Annotated in this window: 18 protein-coding genes; 14 read left to right on the top strand and 4 right to left on the bottom strand. The window is 60.7% G+C overall.

Annotated elements, in window-relative coordinates:
- Positions 1-117: 117 nt before the first annotated feature.
- The 3 genes from G5533_RS15905 to G5533_RS15915 all read left to right on the top strand — a co-directional run bounded on the left by G5533_RS15905 (position 118) and on the right by G5533_RS15915 (position 3,815).
- Positions 118-1,317, top strand: coding sequence for an acetate kinase (locus G5533_RS15905; protein WP_005354534.1), 1,200 nt, complete (start codon positions 118-120; stop codon positions 1,315-1,317).
- A gap of 143 nt (positions 1,318-1,460) precedes the next feature.
- On the top strand, positions 1,461-2,702 hold the full coding sequence (locus tag G5533_RS15910; RefSeq protein WP_270905582.1) for a mechanosensitive ion channel family protein: 1,242 nt from the start codon (positions 1,461-1,463) through the stop codon (positions 2,700-2,702).
- 186 nt (positions 2,703-2,888) lie between these two features.
- Positions 2,889-3,815, top strand: coding sequence for a L,D-transpeptidase family protein (locus tag G5533_RS15915; RefSeq protein ID WP_270905581.1), 927 nt, complete (start codon positions 2,889-2,891; stop codon positions 3,813-3,815).
- A gap of 69 nt (positions 3,816-3,884) precedes the next feature.
- On the opposite strand, the gene G5533_RS15920 is transcribed toward G5533_RS15915, so the two are convergent.
- Positions 3,885-4,778 (bottom strand): VirK/YbjX family protein, encoded by an 894-nt coding sequence (locus G5533_RS15920; RefSeq protein ID WP_042052346.1) that lies wholly within the window; start codon positions 4,776-4,778, stop codon positions 3,885-3,887.
- 325 nt (positions 4,779-5,103) lie between these two features.
- On the opposite strand from G5533_RS15920, the gene putP reads away from it, so the two are divergent.
- The 10 genes from putP to rpoS all read left to right on the top strand — a co-directional run bounded on the left by putP (position 5,104) and on the right by rpoS (position 13,567).
- A complete protein-coding gene (gene putP, locus G5533_RS15925) occupies positions 5,104-6,621 on the top strand; it encodes a sodium/proline symporter PutP (protein ID WP_110303497.1) in 1,518 nt (505 codons plus the stop codon).
- 208 nt (positions 6,622-6,829) lie between these two features.
- Complete coding sequence (gene ftsB, locus G5533_RS15930; RefSeq protein ID WP_005335520.1) at positions 6,830-7,147, top strand: cell division protein FtsB; 318 nt, start codon at positions 6,830-6,832, stop codon at positions 7,145-7,147.
- A complete protein-coding gene (gene ispD, locus G5533_RS15935; protein WP_110303496.1) occupies positions 7,140-7,832 on the top strand; it encodes a 2-C-methyl-D-erythritol 4-phosphate cytidylyltransferase in 693 nt (230 codons plus the stop codon). Before ftsB ends, ispD begins: the two co-directional genes overlap by 8 nt.
- Positions 7,833-7,978: 146 nt before the next feature.
- Positions 7,979-8,455, top strand: coding sequence for a 2-C-methyl-D-erythritol 2,4-cyclodiphosphate synthase (gene ispF / locus G5533_RS15940; RefSeq protein WP_319919628.1), 477 nt, complete (start codon positions 7,979-7,981; stop codon positions 8,453-8,455).
- Positions 8,455-9,513 (top strand): tRNA pseudouridine(13) synthase TruD, encoded by a 1,059-nt coding sequence (truD, locus tag G5533_RS15945; protein ID WP_319919627.1) that lies wholly within the window; start codon positions 8,455-8,457, stop codon positions 9,511-9,513. Before ispF ends, truD begins: the two co-directional genes overlap by 1 nt.
- Positions 9,494-10,255: a 5'/3'-nucleotidase SurE gene (gene surE, locus G5533_RS15950; protein ID WP_005335515.1), complete on the top strand. Its 762-nt coding sequence runs from the start codon at positions 9,494-9,496 to the stop codon at positions 10,253-10,255. The genes truD and surE overlap by 20 nt, the downstream gene beginning before the upstream one ends.
- Before the next feature lie 7 nt (positions 10,256-10,262).
- Complete coding sequence (locus tag G5533_RS15955) at positions 10,263-10,880, top strand: protein-L-isoaspartate(D-aspartate) O-methyltransferase (RefSeq protein WP_005335507.1); 618 nt, start codon at positions 10,263-10,265, stop codon at positions 10,878-10,880.
- Positions 10,877-11,458 carry a YqaA family protein gene (locus G5533_RS15960; RefSeq protein ID WP_263719204.1) on the top strand — a complete coding sequence of 194 codons (582 nt, stop codon included), beginning with the start codon at positions 10,877-10,879 and terminating at the stop codon, positions 11,456-11,458. The genes G5533_RS15955 and G5533_RS15960 overlap by 4 nt, the downstream gene beginning before the upstream one ends.
- Before the next feature lie 9 nt (positions 11,459-11,467).
- Positions 11,468-12,538: a LysM peptidoglycan-binding domain-containing protein gene (locus G5533_RS15965; RefSeq protein WP_441255051.1), complete on the top strand. Its 1,071-nt coding sequence runs from the start codon at positions 11,468-11,470 to the stop codon at positions 12,536-12,538.
- Between the two features lie 45 nt (positions 12,539-12,583).
- A complete protein-coding gene (gene rpoS / locus G5533_RS15970) occupies positions 12,584-13,567 on the top strand; it encodes an RNA polymerase sigma factor RpoS (RefSeq protein ID WP_005335504.1) in 984 nt (327 codons plus the stop codon).
- A 97-nt stretch (positions 13,568-13,664) separates the two neighbouring features.
- Here the strand turns inward: rpoS and G5533_RS15975 are convergent, their stop codons facing one another.
- Entirely contained in the window at positions 13,665-14,702 is a 1,038-nt protein-coding gene (locus tag G5533_RS15975; RefSeq protein WP_270905575.1) for an alkene reductase, read from the bottom strand.
- A 199-nt stretch (positions 14,703-14,901) separates the two neighbouring features.
- Here G5533_RS15975 and G5533_RS15980 point away from each other — a divergent pair, with 199 nt between their 5' ends.
- Complete coding sequence (locus G5533_RS15980) at positions 14,902-15,468, top strand: TetR/AcrR family transcriptional regulator (RefSeq protein WP_216949235.1); 567 nt, start codon at positions 14,902-14,904, stop codon at positions 15,466-15,468.
- Positions 15,469-15,517: 49 nt separating this feature from the next.
- Here the strand turns inward: G5533_RS15980 and G5533_RS15985 are convergent, their stop codons facing one another.
- Both G5533_RS15985 and G5533_RS15990 read right to left on the bottom strand, forming a co-directional pair.
- Positions 15,518-15,862, bottom strand: coding sequence for an endonuclease domain-containing protein (locus G5533_RS15985; protein WP_139406923.1), 345 nt, complete (start codon positions 15,860-15,862; stop codon positions 15,518-15,520).
- A 475-nt stretch (positions 15,863-16,337) separates the two neighbouring features.
- Entirely contained in the window at positions 16,338-17,291 is a 954-nt protein-coding gene (locus G5533_RS15990; protein ID WP_441255053.1) for a LysR family transcriptional regulator, read from the bottom strand.
- Positions 17,292-17,427 lie beyond the last annotated feature (136 nt).

Here is a 17,427-nt window from a genome sequence, read left to right on the forward strand (position 1 = left end):
AATTGAAAAATTGGACGCACCCTCCTGCGACCATAAGCCCCCGGCAGGGGAATCCCATCCTCTTTTGGATGACACGACACTGTCGGCATAAAGCCGAAGCACAGGAAGATGTAGAAAATGAGCAAGTTGGTATTGATCCTTAACTGCGGTAGCTCTTCCCTGAAATTTGCCGTAATGGACGCCGAAACAGGTGAGGACATGCTGTCCGGCCTGGCCGAATGCTTCAATCTGGATGATGCACGTATCAAATGGAAACTCCACGGGGTCAAGGGCGAAGCCATGCTGGGAGCGGGTGCCGCTCACCAGGAGGCCCTCGACCATATCGTGGGTCACATCCTGCCGCAGGATCCGACTCTTGCCGAGCAACTGGTGGCCATCGGTCACCGAATCGTACACGGTGGCGAGCAGTTCTCCCGCTCCGTGCGCATTGATGACGGCGTGATCGCCGGTATCGAAGCCGCCATTCCGTTCGCCCCGCTGCACAACCCGGCCCACCTCATCGGTATTCGCGCCGCGCTGAAAGTGTTCCCGCAGCTGTCCGAGAAGAACGTGGCCGTGTTCGACACCGCTTTCCACCAGACTCTGCCGCAAGAGGCCTACCTCTATGCGCTGCCGCACAAGCTCTACCGCGAACACGGTATTCGTCGTTACGGTGCCCACGGTACTTCTCACCGCTACATTGCGGAAGAAGCCGCAAAAGAGCTGGGCAAGCCGTTGAATGAACTGAACATCATCAACTGCCACCTGGGTAACGGTGCCTCTGTCTGCGCCATCAAGAACGGCGAATCCGTAGACACCTCCATGGGTCTGACTCCGCTGGAAGGTCTGGCGATGGGTACCCGCTCCGGTGATATCGATCCGGCCGTGGTCTTCTTCATGCACGACCAGCTCGGTTACAGCGTGGAGCAGATCAACCACACCCTGACCCGTGAGTCCGGTCTGCTGGGGATGACCGAAGCGAGCAGCGACTGCCGTTACGTCACCACCAACTACGCCACCGACGCCGGTGCCAAGCGCGCGCTGGATGTCTTCACCTACCGTGTGGCCAAGTATGTCGGTGCCTATGCCGCTGCGATGGACGGTCGTCTGGACGCCGTGGTCTTTACCGGTGGTATCGGTGAGAACGCCGCCATGGTGCGCGAGATGGTGCTGAACCGTCTGGCTCTGTTCGGCTTCAAGGTGGACAAAGAGGCCAACAACGCTGCAGTACTGGGTGGCGAAGGTCGCATCACCACCGCCGACAGCCGTTGCGCCATGGTGATCCCGACCAACGAAGAGTTGGTCATCGCCCGCGATGCCCTGAGCCTGGTCTGCTAAGTCAGCCTCGCTTTGAAACAACGCCCGGCCAGTGCCGGGCGTTGTCGTTTCTGGCGTTCACCGATTTGACATGGGGGAGGGGAGCGGTACCCTGACCACCACTGTTTTTGCAGCCAGCGGGCTGCCAGGTTCGGGAGAGAGCAATGAAAGAGGCGTTTTTTAACTGGTTGTCTGGCCTTGGGGTGGAAGTGACCAACCTGATGGCGCTGGTGATCGCGCTGGGTTTTATCGTCATCACCTCGTTGCTGCTGCACATGGCGCTGCACCGGGTGTTGCTGGTCCGGCTGGTGGGGATCCTCGGCAAGGCCAAGCAGGTGTGGCTGCCGCCCCAGCTGCAACAGCGCCTCTTCAACCGGCTCGCTTTCGTGTTGCAGGGGGCCGTGCTGCTCGGTCAGGCGGAGATCTGGCTGCCTCGTCAATCGGATAGCCTCAAGCTTATCGAGATGGTGGCCCAGCTCTGGATTTTGCTGTTCCTGCTGCTGGCCTTCTTCGCCCTGCTCGACTGCCTGTTGTCGGTGAGCCGTTACACCCGCCTTGGTCGGGATTTGCCCCTGCGCGGCATCTTCCAGGGGGCCAAGCTGGTAGGCAGCATTCTGGTGGGCATCCTGATGATCGCCCTGCTGCTCGGCAAGTCGCCGCTGTTCCTGTTCAGCGGTCTGGGTGCCATGACCGCAGTGCTGATGCTGGTATTCAAGGACCCCATCCTCGGGCTGGTGGCGGGGATCCAGCTCTCCGCCAACCGGATGCTGAGCGTCGGTGACTGGCTGCAGATGGACAAGTACGGCGCCGATGGCGAGGTGACCGATATTGGCCTCACCACGGTCAAGGTGTCGAACTGGGACAAGACCATCACCACCATTCCCACCTATGCCCTGATCTCCGACTCTTTCAAGAACTGGCAGGGGATGACCGAGTCGGGTGGCCGCCGTATCAAACGCAGCGTCAATATCGACATGACCAGCGTGCGTTTTCTGACGGCCGAGGAGCAGTTGCAGCTCAAGCAGGCGCAACTGCTGGCTCCCTATCTCAGTCGCAAGGAGCAGGAGCTGAGTGCCTACAATCAGCAGCTGAGCGATGCCCTGAGCTGCCCTATCAACGGTCGTCACCTCACCAACCTCGGCACCCTGCGCGCCTATCTGGATGCCTATCTGCGTGCTCACCCCGGCATTCGCAAGGACATGACCCTGATGGTGCGCCAGCTGGCGCCCACGTCAGACGGTTTGCCGCTGGAAATTTACTGTTTTACCGCGACCACCGCATGGGCTGATTACGAAGGGATCCAAGCCGATATTTTCGACCATATCTTCGCTATCATTGAGCAATTTCATCTGCGGTTGCATCAATCTCCCACAGGTTATGATATGCGCCTCTGGCAACGGGGATAAACAGGGGGAGAGGGCGAGTCGAGGGCGTTGGATAATCCGCATATTAATCATCGACCCGTCACCACTTGTCAGTTGATATTTGGTCAGCAGAGGAGAAAAATGGCGGCCTTCTCTTCGCGCCCCTGATCTTCTGCTGATCAGCCGTCAGCTCAGAGATGTCAATTCAGTCATTATCATGGGAAAGTTATGAAGCTCCTTCGCAATAGTGTGGCAACACTCTGCTACAGCCTGCTGCTGACCGCTGCGCCGGTTTTCGCTGTTGAATATGCTCTGCCTGCGGCCAACAGCCGTCTGGTGGGGGAAAATCTGGAATATGTGGTTCCGGCCGAAGAGAATGGCCAGCCGCTGGAGGCCATTGCTGCCAAATTCCAGCTGGGGCTGACCAACATGATAGAGGCCAACCCCGATGCGGATCCCCTGTTGGTACAGACCGGCGAGAAGCTGGTGATCCCCCAGCAACTCATCCTGCCGGATGCCCCTCGTGAAGGCATTGTGCTGAACGTGGCCGAGATGCGCCTCTACTACTACCCGAAAGGCAAGAAGGTGGTAGAAGTGTTGCCCATCGGCATCGGCCAGCTCGGCACCGACACCCCGGAAAACTGGGTGACCAGCGTGCAGCGCAAGAAAGCGGGCCCGACCTGGACCCCGACTGCCAAGATGCATGCCGAATATGCCGCCCGTGGCGAGAGCCTGCCAGCGGTATGGCCGGCCGGCCCGGACAACCCCATGGGGCTGTTTGCACTCTATATCGGCAAGATGTACGCCATCCACGGCACCAATGCCAACTTCGGTATCGGTCTGCGGGTGAGTCACGGCTGTGTGCGGCTGCGTAACGACGATATCGAGTACCTGTTCAAGCAGGTGCCGGTCGGTACCCGCGTCCAGTTCGTTAACCAGCCGATCAAGGCCTCTCTCGAGCCCAACGGCGTTCGTTATCTGGAAGTGCACCAGCCGCTGTCGCGTAGCGAAGAGGAGTTCAACTCCAAGCTGCCGGCACCGCTGCCGATGACTCCGGCGGTGACCCGCTTCATTGCCCACGCCGACAGCGACTCCCAACTGGTGAAGCAGGCGCTGGAGCAGCGCAACGGTATGCCGATGGCGATCAACCGCTAAGGGCAAATCCCCGTCATGACAAAGGGCGAACAGCAAGCTGTTCGCCCTTTTTGTTTCTGCTGCGTTGACTCAGCTTCGCAGCAGATTTGCCTGCAGCTCGCTGCCGAGCTGATCGAGCAGCTGGTAGCGCGCCTTGTAGCTGGCCCGCTTGCGGGAGGGGATCTCCTCCAGCGTCTTGCGGGGCACTTCCAGCGGCAGGCTCATCCAGAGTTCATCTTGCACGCAGCCCTGATGCTCCTGCCACAAGCCGTCGAGATCGAACTTGACCCGATCGGCGGTGCGCTTGCTGCACTGATAGACGTGGCTTTGGGTGCGGATCCCGAGCAGGCTCTTGCACGCCAATCCTCGGGCCAGCTCGGCGGCCATATAGACCAGCAGGGACATAGGGCGCAGCCCGCCGCACGCCTTGGTGACCAGCTTGATCTCCTCGCTCTGCCCCTTGCCGCCCTGCAGCGAACAGATCTCGAGGGTCGGGTTTGGCGCGGGACGCAGATTGAGGGCCATGTAATAGAGCGCAGCGTCACCCAGCTTGAGGGTCAGGCTCATCTCCCCCTCTTTGCCCATGTGGGTTTGGTAATCCAGTTGCAGGGTGAGGGGGGCCGTCAGCTTGTCGCTCTGCCACTGGGCCAGCAGCAGGCCGCGCCCGCTGTAGATTGCCAGTTGTTGCGCCTTGGGCAGCTGACGTGCCAGCTGCTGGTAGTGGCCGCTGATAAGCCCGGCTCGCAGGCGCTTGCGGAGCCCCTTGTGGCGATAGGGGTGGATCGGCTTTTCCAGAATATCGGGGAAGCGGCTGATCGCCTGCGCCAGCAGCGGTTGCTCCTGCTGCTGGCGATAGAGGGCGCGGGCGCCAGGATTGAGCCAGAGACGCCCCACATACTTGGCCCGTCGGATGAGATGACCCGACTCCTCCACCGGATGAAGGCGGCGGGCGAGGGTTCGCAGGTGTGACAGATGAGATGACATGGTGCCGACCTCTGACTGGAGTGATGAGACAGGGCGGGGAGTGTAGGAGCGGGGCGCCGGCTTGTAAAAAATGGATAGTAACAAAATGTGAAAACATAACGCTCAATAGTCGCCGTTGCGACGATATGGCCGTCACGGCCACGGCAGGAAATCTGGCGCCATCCTCTTGATGCGGCAGATGATTTGATGCGCAAAGGTTTTTATTGTGTTTTGTGTTTGTTAAAAGTGGTTGAGCTGGCGCGAACGGCTGATTAAGCTAGGCCGGTTTTTTAGGGATGAGCCCGTCACCAGAGCGGGCAGAAAATGACACAAAACGGAGTTTTGCATGACAGCTAGCACACCCATGTTAATCACCTTCCTGGTGTATATCCTCGGAATGGTGTTGATCGGCTTCGTCGCCTATCGCGCCACCCGCAACTTTGATGACTACATTCTGGGCGGCCGCCGGATGGGAAGCTGGGTTACCGCTCTCTCTGCCGGCGCCTCCGACATGAGCGGCTGGCTGCTGATGGGCCTGCCCGGCGCTGTCTTCGTCAGCGGCATCTCCGAGAGCTGGATCGCCATCGGTCTGGTGATCGGCGCCTACCTCAACTGGCGCTGGGTAGCGGGTCGCCTGCGGGTACATACCGAGAAGAACCGCAACGCCCTGACCCTGCCGGACTATTTCACCTATCGCTTTGAAGATCACAGCAAGGTGCTGCGCATTCTCTCGGCGCTGGTGATCCTGCTCTTCTTCACCATCTATTGCGCCTCCGGCGTGGTGGCCGGTGCCCGTCTGTTCGAGAGCACCTTCGGCATGGATTACAACACCGCCCTTTGGGTCGGTGCCGCCGCCACCATCACTTACACCTTCTTCGGCGGCTTCCTCGCGGTGAGTTGGACCGACACGGTGCAGGCGACCCTGATGATCTTCGCCCTGATCCTGACCCCGGTCTTCGTCATCATCGCCGTCGGTGGGGTGGATAGCGCCATGATCGAGGTGGCCGCCAAGAGCGCTACCAACCTCGACATGTTCAAGAATCTGGATGTGATCGCCATCATCTCGCTGATGGCTTGGGGCCTTGGTTACTTCGGTCAGCCCCACATTCTGGCCCGTTTCATGGCGGCGGATTCCCACCACTCCATGGCCAATGCCCGCCGTATCAGCATGACCTGGATGGTGTTCTGCCTCGCAGGCGCGGTGGCCATCGGCTTCTTCGGGCTGGCCTACTTCGCCCGCTTCCCGGAAGCGGCGGCTGGAGTGACCGGCAACCCGGAACGGGTCTTTATCGAGCTCTCCAAGATCCTGTTCAACCCCTGGATCGCCGGGGTGCTGCTCTCCGCCATTCTGGCGGCGGTAATGAGCACTCTAAGTTGTCAATTACTGGTCTGCTCCAGCGCCATCACAGAGGATCTCTACAAGCCGTTCCTGCGCAAGAACGCCTCCCAGCGTGAGCTGGTGTGGGTGGGTCGCCTGATGGTGCTGCTGATCGCGGTGATTGCCATCGCCGTTGCCATGAATCCGGAAAACCGGGTGCTGGGGCTGGTGAGCTACGCCTGGGCCGGTTTCGGTGCCGCCTTTGGCCCCGTGGTGCTGCTCTCGGTGCTCTGGCCGCGAATGACCCGCAACGGCGCGCTGGCCGGCATGCTGGTCGGTGCCATCACCGTCATCGTCTGGAAGCAGTTCGGCTGGCTGGGGCTGTATGAGATCATCCCGGGCTTCCTGTTCGCACTGCTGGCCATCGTGGTGGGCAGTCTGCTGGGCGAAGCGCCCTCAAAAGCGATGCTGGAGCGTTTCCGCGATGCCGAGGAGGAGTACAACACTCCGGCCGAGAGCGCGGGAGAGCCGGTCGCGGTGAACTGATCCCCCTTACCGCTTTCTGATTGAGAGCCCCGCCCCCGGACAAGGAGCGCCCTGGTTGGCCATCCTTGCACCGGTTTGGCGGGGCTTTGTGCTATCTGATTCACTCTTGGGCACTTTTTTATGTTCGGCCGGTGGCTCCCGGGTGCTCGCTTTCTTTTGTCTTGGCACCGAATATGGGACACTAGGCCGCCTGAAGGAGACCTAGTGCATGCGGCTATTCACCCTGATCCTGATCCTCCTGCTGGGGGGACTGCAATATGACCTCTGGCTGGGGAAGAACGGGCTATCCGATTATCAGAACCTGTCGGAGGCCATCTCGCAGCAACAGCGGGACAACCAGACTCTCAAGGATCGTAACGACCTCATTTACCGCGAGATAGATGATCTCACCTCTGGCCTCGAGGCCATCGAGGAGTTGTCGCGCAACGATCTGGGTTACATCAAGCAGGGGGAGACCTTCTACCGGATCATCCCCAAAGAGAAAGACAAAGAGACAGCGCCGGACGATGAGCCCTACGATGACTGATGCCAGCCGGGTATCCGGCCTGACGGCGATCGTCCCTGCCGCCGGTATCGGCAGCCGGATGGGGGCCGATTGCCCCAAGCAGTACCTGCAACTGGCGGGTAAAACCATTCTCGAACATACCCTGGAGCGGCTGCTCTCCCACCCGGCCATCGCCCAGGTGATCGTGGCGCTGGCGCCCCATGATCGCTGGTTCGAGGCCCTGCCCGTGGCGGCCGACCCGCGGATTGTGCGGGTAGAGGGAGGCGCCGAGCGCGCCTTCTCCGTCCTCAATGGCCTCCATGTGGCGCAAGGGGAGTGGGTGCTGGTGCACGATGCGGCCCGTCCCTGCCTGACTCACGGCGATCTCGATGCGCTGATTGTTGCGGCCATGGGCTGTGGCGGCGCCATTCTCGGCAGTCGGGTGCGCGATACCATGAAGCGCTCCGATGGGGAGGGCAATATCATCGCCACCGTCGAGCGCGAGCAGCTCTGGCATGCCCTGACGCCGCAGATGTTCCCGACCCGTGCCCTGAAGCGGGCGCTGGAAGAGGGGCTGCTGCTGGGCGCCACCATCACCGACGAGGCCTCCGCCATGGAGCGGGCCGGATTCACGGTGCGGATGGTGGAGGGGCGCGCCGACAATATCAAAGTGACCCGGCCGGAAGACTTGTCGCTGGCGGGGCTGTTTTTAAGCCAGCAGGCATAAGCCCCTCAGTCATAACAGACCGTTCAGAGCAGAGCGTCTCGAACAAACAGGCCCGAACAAGGAGTTAGCATGATCCGGATTGGACATGGTGTGGACGTACACAAAATTGATGGGGTTGGTTTCAGCATGTTGGGAGGTTGCCGCTGATGATGCGCATTGGTCATGGTTTTGATGTCCATAAATTTGGTGGTGTTGGCCCCTGCATGCTGGGTGGCGTGCCGGTTCCCTACGAGAAGGGGCTGGTTGCCCACTCTGACGGCGATGTGGTGCTGCACGCGGTGAGCGATGCCCTGCTGGGGGCCATCGGCGCCGGTGACATCGGTCGCCACTTCCCCGATACCGCTGCCGAGTTCAAGGGGATCGACAGTCGCATTCTGCTGCGTGATGTCTTTGCCCGGGTACAGCAGGCGGGTTATGCCATCGGCAACCTGGATGTGACCATCATCGCCCAAGCCCCCAAAATGGCGCCCCATATCGACGCCATGTGCGCCGTGCTGGCCGCCGATCTGCAATGTGATTTGAACCGGGTGAACGTCAAGGCGACCACCACCGAACAGCTTGGGTTTACGGGGCGCAAGGAAGGGATCGCCACCGAAGCCGTCGTCCTACTGGTGAAACAATAATGCTGGAACAACTTGCCTATCTGCACGGGGTGCCCACCGCCCGCGGTATCCTCAAGGCCGAGGCCGCCGACTTCGTGGTCAATGAAGATCTCGGCTTCGAGCCCTGCGGGGAAGGGGAGCATATCTTCGTCCGGGTGCGCAAAACCGGCGAGAACACCGCCTGGGTAGCGGGTCTGCTGGCCGATGCGGCCGGTGTCAACCGCAATACGGTGACCTGGGCGGGCCTGAAGGATCGCCACGCGGTGACCGAGCAGTGGTTCGGCATTCACCTGCCGGGCAAGGCCGAGCCGGACTTGTCGGTTATCGAGAGCGACAGCATCCAGATCCTGCAAGCCAGGCGTCATAACCGCAAATTGCGGGTCGGCTACCTCAAGGGCAACCACTTCACCCTGCGTCTCACCGGTCTGGAACAGGCCGATGGGCTGGAGGCGCGCCTGCAGGCCATCGCCACTCAGGGCGTACCCAATTACTATGGTGAGCAGCGTTTTGGCCGCGATGGCAACAACCTGGAAGCGGCCAAGGCGATGTTTGCCGGCAAGCGGATCAAGGATCGCAACAAGCGCTCCCTCTACCTCTCTGCCGCCCGCAGCATGCTGTTCAACGCCATTGTCAGCGCCCGTATCGAGCAGGGGCTGGCTCATCAGCTGCTGGCCGGTGATTGCGTGATGCTCAAGGGCAGCCACTCCATCTTCAGCGAAGAGAGCGTGACCCCCGAGCTGGAAGCGCGTCTTGCCTCCGGCGACGTGCAACTTACCGCGCCCCAGTGGGGCCGTGGCCGCCTGGCCAGTCAGGGCGCCGCTGCCGAGTTCGAACAGGGCGTGCTGGCTCCTTACAGCGATTGGTGTGACGGGCTGGAGAAGGCCGGGCTGGATCAGGACCGCCGCCCGCTGCTGCTCAAGCCGGAGCAGATGAGCTGGCAGCTGGACGGCGAGGCGCTGACCCTCTCCTTCTTCCTGCCGGCGGGCGCGTTTGCCACCAGCGTGGTGCGCGAGTTATTGCAGGCCGAAGAGGCCGATCACGGTTTCAGGAATCAGACCGATGCGAATTCTGGTCAGTAATGATGATGGTGTGCATGCCGAGGGCATTCGTGCCCTCAGCGAGGCGCTGCGCGCCTGCGGCGAGGTCATTGTGGTGGCGCCGGATCGCAACCGCAGCGGCGCGAGTCACTCCCTGACGCTGGAAGTACCGCTGCGGGTTACCCGCATTGCAGAAAACGGCTTTAATGGGTGCGAGAGCTATGCGGTAAAGGGGACGCCGACCGACTGCGTGCATCTGGCGGTCAACGAGCTGGTGCGCCCTGAACCCGACATGGTGGTGGCCGGTATCAACCACGGCGCCAACCTGGGGGATGATGTCATCTATTCGGGCACGGTCGCCGCGGCCACCGAGGGGCGCCATCTTGGCTATCCCTCCATCGCCATCTCGCTGGTGGGCAAGACCCACTTCGCCACGGCGGCCCACTATGCGGCCCTGCTGGTGAAGGGGCTGATGAAACACCCCCTGCCTGCCGATCAGATCCTCAACGTCAACGTGCCGGACTTGCCCCTCGAGCAGATCAAGGGGATCAAGACCACCCGCCTTGGCAATCGCCACCGGGCGGAGTCGGTGATCTGCACCGAGGATCCCCGTGGCCAGCCCATCTACTGGATCGGCCCCCCCGGTAGCCAGCAGGATGCCGGTGAAGGCACCGATTTTGCTGCCATCGAGCAGGGCTATGTCTCGATTACCCCCCTGACCATCGATATGACTGCCTATGACAGTCTCGCCGGTCTGGGGGCCTGGTTAGATCTGCAGGGATGAGGGTGGTGTGATAGTACAGCGCCTGTTAAATCAGCTCATTGCGCAGGATATTCGCGATTTTCGTGTGCTGGCGACCATCGCGAAAGTGCCGCGCCAGTTGTTCGTGGACGAGGCCATGGCGCACAAGGCGTGGGACAACACCGCCCTGCCCATTGGCCACGGCCAGACCATTTCGCAGCCCTATATGGTGGCGCGAATGACCGAGTTGCTGATGCAAAACAATCCGGCCCATGTGCTGGAGATTGGCACTGGCTCGGGCTACCAGACGGCGATCCTCGCCCATCTGGTGGAGCATGTTTATACCGTGGAGCGGATCAAGTCGCTGCAGTTTCAGGCCAGACGCCGACTGCGCCAGCTCGATCTGCACAATGTCTCGGCCAAGCACGGCAACGGCTGGCTGGGGTGGCCCAACAAGGGGCCTTATGACGCCATTCTGGTGACGGCCGCGGCGAGCGAGATCCCGACGGCACTGACCGATCAGCTGGCCGAAGGGGGCCGACTGGTGTTGCCCGTGGGTGACAGCCAGCAGACCCTGCAGCTGATCGAACGATCCGGATCCCAGCTGACCAGCCGTATTCTGGAGCCGGTACGTTTTGTTCCCCTGATTGACGGAGATGTTGAGTGAAGTTGTTTTCCCGTTTGTACGTACTGGTGATGCAGTGGGCTCGCCACAAGCATGCCCCCCGGTATCTCTCCATCACTGCTTTCATCGAGTCGGTGTTCTGGCCGATCCCGGTGGATGTGATGCTGGCGCCGATGGCGCTCGCCAAGCCCCACAAGGCGTGGCACTACGCCACACTGGCTACCCTCTTCTCTGTGCTGGGCGCCCTGTTTGGCTATGCCCTTGGCTATGCCCTGTGGGATCCGGTCGTGCTGCCACTGGTGGAGTCTGTGGGCTATCAGGACAAGATCGAGATTGCTCGCAACTGGTTTGAGCAGTGGGGGATCTGGGTCATTTTCATTGCCAGCTTCACCCCTATCCCCTACAAGGTGTTTACCGTGACGGCAGGGTTGTTGCAAATGGCTCTGCTGCCCTTCATCATCACCTCCCTCATCGGTCGTGGCATGCGCTTTTTCCTGGTGGCGGGCCTGATGCGCTGGGGTGGCGAGAAGATGGAACGCAAACTGATGCACTATGTAGATGTGCTCGGTTGGCTCTGTATTGGTCTGGCCGTGGTGGCCTATTTCTGGTTTAGTCGTTAAGGATCCATTATGCGTTCGCGTATTTGGCAAGGAAGCAGTGTCGTGGTGTTGTCATGGCTGCTGCTTGCCTGCTCCTCCAGTAAAAATGCAGCTCCGGTAGATGGTGTTGATGAGGGGCAGTTTGTCTCGACCATTCCGGCTCGCCAGAGCGGTGCCCAGGTCAGCGCCCCCATTCAGGGCGGCAGCTATGTGGTGAAGCGGGGCGATACCCTCTACTCCATCGCCTTCAACTCCGGCAACGACGTGCCGTCGCTGGCCAGCCTCAACAACATCAGCCCGCCCTACAACATCTATCCGGGGCAGCGACTGCGACTCGATGGTTCCAGCGCCAGTGTTGGCAGCAGCCGCAGTGCCGGTACCTATGAGGTGCGCCGCGGCGATACCCTGAGCAGCATCGGCCGCCAGTTCGGCATGACGCCGCAGGCGCTGGCCCAGAGCAACAACCTGAGCGCCCCCTATGCGCTGCAACCGGGTCAGGTGCTCAATGTCCAGACCGCAGGCGGCGGTTCGACCCAGATGGTGGCTGCGGCTCGTCCGGCAACCGTGACGCCGGTGGCCGTGAGCCGTCCGAGCAGCGGTCCGCGTCCGTTGGCCGAGCTGAGTGGATCTGGTCAGACCACGCCGTTCATCTCTCAGAAATCCGTTGCTCCGGCAGCACCGAAGGAATACGCTCAGGTCAAAGAACAAAAAACAAACAACTCCCAGTCGAGACTTGCTTGGCACTGGCCCGCAAAGGGCCGGATTGTCGAGGGGTTCTCTGTTGCAGAACAGGGTAACAAGGGGATCGACATAGCCGGCCAGAAGGGGCAACCCGTCTACGCCGCCAGCAGCGGTAAAGTGGTATACGCTGGCAGTGCTTTAAGGGGGTACGGCAAGCTGATTATCCTCAAGCATGATGATGACTATCTCTCCGCTTACGCACACAACGACGAGTTGCGGGTGAAGGAAGGGGACAGCGTCAAGGGGGGCTCGGTCATTGCCAACATGGGTAGCACGGACGCGCCGGATGTGCGATTGCATTTCGAGATCCGGTACAGAGGCAAGTCGATCAATCCGATGAGCTATTTGCCAAAGCGTTAACCCCAGAGAGACCGTCTTACTCTGGTAACGTCAGGGAGACACACCATGAGCCAAGAACAACTGGTAATGCAGGATGCAGAGTTAGAGTTTGACGCTGAACCCGAATCTCATGAAGTAGAAGAGTTGCAGGAGGTAGCCGCCGAGGCGGACGAGACTATCTCCGATGAGTTGCTGGCACCGGAACTGAACAAGGTGATGGATGCCACGCAACTCTATCTGGGGGAGATAGGTTTCTCCCCGCTGCTCACTGCCGAAGAGGAAGTCTACTACGCCCGTCGTGCCTTGCGAGGTGATAAAGCCGCCCGCAAGCGCATGATCGAGTCCAACCTGCGACTGGTGGTGAAAATCGCCCGCCGTTACAACAACCGTGGCCTGGTGCTGCTGGATCTTATCGAAGAGGGCAACCTCGGTCTTATCCGCGCGGTCGAGAAGTTTGACCCCGAGCGCGGCTTCCGTTTCTCTACCTATGCTACCTGGTGGATCCGCCAGACCATAGAGCGGGCCATCATGAACCAGACCCGTACCATCCGTCTGCCCATTCATGTGGTCAAAGAGTTAAACGTTTACCTGCGCACCGCGCGCGAACTCTCTCACCGTCTCGATCATGAACCGACCGCCGAGGATATCGCCTTCGCGCTGGATCGTTCGGTGGATGATGTGAACCGCATGCTCAAGCTCAACGAGAAGATCACCTCGGTGGACACCCCCATTGGTGGCGATCGCGACAAAGCGCTGCTGGATGTGCTCTCCGACGAGCGCGGCATGGGGCCGGAGCTGGAGTCACAGGAAGATGATATGCGCAGCAGCATTGTCCACTGGCTTGAGGAGCTCAACCCCAAGCAGCGGGAAGTGCTGGCCCGTCGTTTCGGTCTGCTGGGCTACGAGCCCGCTACCCTCGAGGATGTGGGGGCCGAGATTGGCCTGACCCGCGAGCGGGTACGCCAGATCCAGGTGGAGGGGCTGCGCCGTCTGCGGGAGATCCTGCTGAGCCAGGGGCTCTCCATTGAGGCTCTCTTCCGCACCAATTAAGTCCGCAGCAACGGAATACGGCATCAGCCAGATAGCACGAGGGGAGCAACTGCTCCCCTCGTTTTTTATTGCCTGTCGTCTGGCGATGGCTTCGTGGTTATACCAGCTCAGCCAGCATGGTGTCGGCGTAGGGCACCAGTGCTTCGCCATTTTTCACTTTGGCGAGATAGTCCGGGTTGGCGATAAGCGGACGACCGATAGCCACCAGATCGAAGCGGTTGGCCTCAATGGCCGCAGCGGCGCGCTCGGCGTCGTAGTTGCCCACCCCGACCAGATTTCCTTTGTAGTGGGCGCGCAGATAGTCGGAGGCGCGGCCACCCAGATAATCGAAGGTGAGGTTGTCATCGAAGATGCCGAGGTGGATATAGGCCAGCGGGCGATCGTTGAGCTTGCCCAGCAGGTAGTCGAACACGGCGCGATCTTCCGGGCTGCCCGCCAGATGGACATAGGCACCCGGGGAGAGGCGAATACCAACCCGATCACCGCCGATGCGGGTGCTGATGGCATCGACCACTTCCAGCGCGAAGCGGCTCATCTTTTCCGGGCTGCCACCGTAGTTGTCGGTGCGCAGGTTGGTGGAGTGATGCAGGAACTGGTCGATCAGGTAGCCATTGGCACCGTGGATCTCCACCCCGTCAAAGCCCGCCTCGATGGCGTTGGCAGCGGCTTGGGCGTAATCCAGCACCAGCTGGGCGATTTCCGCCTCGGTCAGGGCGCGCGGCACCTGATAGGTGAGCTCGCGCATGCGGGGCACAGTGCCCTCGTGCGCCACGGCTGAGGGGGCCAACACTTCAGCCTGATGGAAGAAGGGGTGGGAGAGGCGACCTACGTGCCACAGCTGGGCGAAGATCTTGCCGCCCTTGGCGTGCACGGCGCTGGTCACTTTCTTCCAGCCATCGATCTGCGCCTGGGTGAAGAGGCCCGGGGTATTGGGGTAACCCTGCGCGTCGGGGCGGATGATGACGGCCTCGGAAACAATCAGGCCGATGTCGGCGCGGCGGCCGTAATAGGCAGCCATCTGCTCGGTCGGCACCAGACCTGGGCCTGCCATGCAGCGGGTGAGCGGGGCCATCATGAAACGGTTGGCCAGGGTCAGAGTGTCATTGAGTCGATACGGCTGAAACAGGGTATTCATGATAGGTTGTCCTGAACGGGTTATTCTTGAACGTGCATTCAAGACGTTTTTTGCGTCGGGCGCAAGCTTTTTTTGAATGCGCGTTCAAGAAGGTTGGCCCGAGCGGGCGGCTGGGGTAAACTTGCCGCCCTTTCCAGTCACTCTTTATCGGCGGGCCCTGTTGCTCCTTGCCGGTGAACCATTTCCCACGGGAGGAACCATGCGCATAGCCGAGTTTGATCGGGACGAGGTACTGCGAAATGCCATGGAAGCGTTTCGCGCCAAGGGATATGCCAAGACCACCATGCAGGAGCTGGTGGCTGCCACCGGTCTGCACCCGGGCAGCATTTACGGCGCCTTTGGCAACAAGCGCGGCCTGCTGCTGGCGGCGGTGGATCATTATGTCGAGGGCAAACGCACCCTGCGCCGCTCCCTGCTCGACAACCCGAGCCCGTTGGCGGGTCTTGCTGCCTATCTCGACCGGATTGTGGGGGAGGCGCTCTGCGGCTCCTGTCTGGTGACTCGCACCATGATGGAGCTGAGCGAGCAGGATGAGGAGCTGACCCTGCGGGTCAAGGGGATCTATGGCGAGCTGGAGCAGGATCTGGCCGAGTTGCTGACACAGGCGCAGGCCAAGGGTGAACTGGCCCCGGATAGCAATATCCACACCCTCACCGCACTGCTGCTGATCAACCTGCAAGGGCTGGTCACTTTCGCCCAGTGCCGCCCCGATCGCCCCCTGCTCGACGACGTAGTCGCCCAGCTGATGCGGGCCCTGCGGGCGTAAGTTAGGTTTCCCCTTCTCCGTTTTTGCTTTTTGAATTGAGGGGAAGGGGTCAATCGGATTGACGTAATGAGAACAGGATAAAATCCAGCACGGAGTTGAGCCTGCCCAGTACATCGTTATTCCACACTCGTATCACCCGAAATCCCTGCTGATTGAGATAGGCTGTCCGAGCCTCATCATGCATCTGGTTCGCTAGTGTTCCATGTTGCGAACCATCCACTTCGATGATCAATCCCTGTTCAAGGCTGATGAAATCCACCACATAGGGGCCGATGGGCATTTGGCGGCGAAATTTCACTCCCGCCAGACGGCGATTGCGCAAGTGTTGCCACAGTTTCTGCTCTGCCAGCGTGGCATCACGTCTCAGTCGTTTGGCAAAGCGGTTGCTTTCCATAAAGGGCTCCAGTTCTGTTTGGCCCTATAGATATAGCCAGCTTCCTTTGTGTTTACCGGTTGGATATTGCGTCCCCTCACCCTAGCCCTCTCCCAAAGGGAGAGGGAACAGATCTAGGTGCTGTCAGGATTTGTTGACCCCAACCGAGCTATCGTTGTGTTTGGTAATGATGAGCTGATGAGCTGATGAGCTGATGAGCTGATGAGTGGATGGGCATTGCCCTGCTAGTTGGTTACCCGTGATGTTGCCGATTGTACTGGATCAGCTCCCTTCTCCCCTTGCGGGAGAAGGGCTGGGGATGAGGGGATGGAGCAGGAGCAGCCCTCACCCTAACCCTCTCCCGGAGGGAGAGGGAATTGATCGAGGTTCGGTTTGGGCATCATGGTCGGTCAACAAGCTCCTTCATCAAATCCTTGAGCCACACCTGCGCCGGTTGTTGCGTATGCGCCGATGGGGTATGCCAGACGCTGCGGCCTCACCTCGGCCCCACCAGCTCCTTCATCAAATCTTTCAGCCATACCAGTGCGGGTTGTTGGGCATGAACGGGGTGCCAGACGCAGTTTAGGTGGTAATCCGGCACGTCTGCGGGCAGCGGCAGGCTTTTCAGCGGCCAGTGGGTGGCAAGCAGCTCGGCCACCATGCTGGGCAGCACCAGCAGGTGATCGCTCTGGCTGACAATGGCTGCGGCGGACATATAACTCTGGCTGTTGACCGAGATGGTGCGGCTAAAGCCCTGACTTTTCAGATAGCGGTCGAGGCTCGCCTCCGAGGTGCCAAGGGGCGAGTGGAACACATGGGGCATGGCGATGAGCTGCTGCAGGGTGATGCGCTCCTGCCACTGGGAGGGGTCATCCTCGGCGCCGGCGGGGGCCGATTTGGCAATGGGCAGATCGGCGCGTACCAGCCCGGCCAGCGGCTCGGTGAGCCAGGTCTCTTTGCCGAGATACCCCGGCACCTGCATGTATTCGTCAAACCCCAGCACCAGATCGATCTCCCCGCTTGCCAGTTCGGCTTCGGGCAGGGTGTCGCGCAGGATGCGGATCTCGATGGTGACCCCCGGCGCCAGCCGTCTGAGCCGCTGAATAAGCGGCGGGATCAGCACGCACTCCACGTAATCTGTGGTGCAGAGCACGAAGCGCCGCTTCGACTTGCTCGGCTCGAACTCCTCCTCCTCGGTGAGCTGCTGCTCCAGCAGCCGCAGCGCCTGCTGTACCCCGAGGTGCAGCCGCTGGGCGCGCGGGGTCGGCAGCATCCCCTGCGGGGTGCGCACCAAAAGCGGGTCGCCGAGAAAGGTGCGCAGCCGGTTAAGCGAATGGCTCATGGCGGGCTGGCTGATAAAGAGCGCTTCGGCGGCGCGGGTGACGCTGCCCTGCGTCATCAGGGCGTCAAACGCGAGCAGCAGATTGAGGTCGAGCTGGTGCAGTTTCATGGGGGGATTATTCGCCGTGTTTATGGGACAATCCATCCTATTCATTTGATGGATGGGGGCGCAACGTCTTAATCTGCGACCCACTCTTATTTTTCCAAGGTTCCCGCGCCGCATCGGGCGTAAACGGGGGCCTCAA

This window comes from Aeromonas sp. A600620, from assembly GCF_029479985.1.
In the GTDB taxonomy this organism is placed as follows: Bacteria; Pseudomonadota; Gammaproteobacteria; order Enterobacterales; family Aeromonadaceae; genus Aeromonas; species Aeromonas veronii_A.

Excerpts from the sequence above, each read along its gene's own strand:
- G5533_RS15905 (WP_005354534.1), top strand. The coding sequence starts at position 118 with ATGAGCAAGTTGGTATTGATCCTTAACTGCGGTAGCTCTTCCCTGAAA.
- G5533_RS15910 (WP_270905582.1), top strand. The coding sequence starts at position 1,461 with ATGAAAGAGGCGTTTTTTAACTGGTTGTCTGGCCTTGGGGTGGAAGTG.
- G5533_RS15915 (WP_270905581.1), top strand. The coding sequence starts at position 2,889 with ATGAAGCTCCTTCGCAATAGTGTGGCAACACTCTGCTACAGCCTGCTG.
- G5533_RS15920 (WP_042052346.1), bottom strand. The coding sequence starts at position 4,778 with ATGTCATCTCATCTGTCACACCTGCGAACCCTCGCCCGCCGCCTTCAT.
- putP (WP_110303497.1), top strand. The coding sequence starts at position 5,104 with ATGACAGCTAGCACACCCATGTTAATCACCTTCCTGGTGTATATCCTC.
- ftsB (WP_005335520.1), top strand. The coding sequence starts at position 6,830 with ATGCGGCTATTCACCCTGATCCTGATCCTCCTGCTGGGGGGACTGCAA.
- ispD (WP_110303496.1), top strand. The coding sequence starts at position 7,140 with ATGACTGATGCCAGCCGGGTATCCGGCCTGACGGCGATCGTCCCTGCC.
- ispF (WP_319919628.1), top strand. The coding sequence starts at position 7,979 with ATGATGCGCATTGGTCATGGTTTTGATGTCCATAAATTTGGTGGTGTT.
- truD (WP_319919627.1), top strand. The coding sequence starts at position 8,455 with ATGCTGGAACAACTTGCCTATCTGCACGGGGTGCCCACCGCCCGCGGT.
- surE (WP_005335515.1), top strand. The coding sequence starts at position 9,494 with ATGCGAATTCTGGTCAGTAATGATGATGGTGTGCATGCCGAGGGCATT.
- G5533_RS15965 (WP_441255051.1), top strand. The coding sequence starts at position 11,468 with ATGCGTTCGCGTATTTGGCAAGGAAGCAGTGTCGTGGTGTTGTCATGG.
- rpoS (WP_005335504.1), top strand. The coding sequence starts at position 12,584 with ATGAGCCAAGAACAACTGGTAATGCAGGATGCAGAGTTAGAGTTTGAC.
- G5533_RS15975 (WP_270905575.1), bottom strand. The coding sequence starts at position 14,702 with ATGAATACCCTGTTTCAGCCGTATCGACTCAATGACACTCTGACCCTG.
- G5533_RS15980 (WP_216949235.1), top strand. The coding sequence starts at position 14,902 with ATGCGCATAGCCGAGTTTGATCGGGACGAGGTACTGCGAAATGCCATG.
- G5533_RS15985 (WP_139406923.1), bottom strand. The coding sequence starts at position 15,862 with ATGGAAAGCAACCGCTTTGCCAAACGACTGAGACGTGATGCCACGCTG.
- G5533_RS15990 (WP_441255053.1), bottom strand. The coding sequence starts at position 17,291 with ATGAAACTGCACCAGCTCGACCTCAATCTGCTGCTCGCGTTTGACGCC.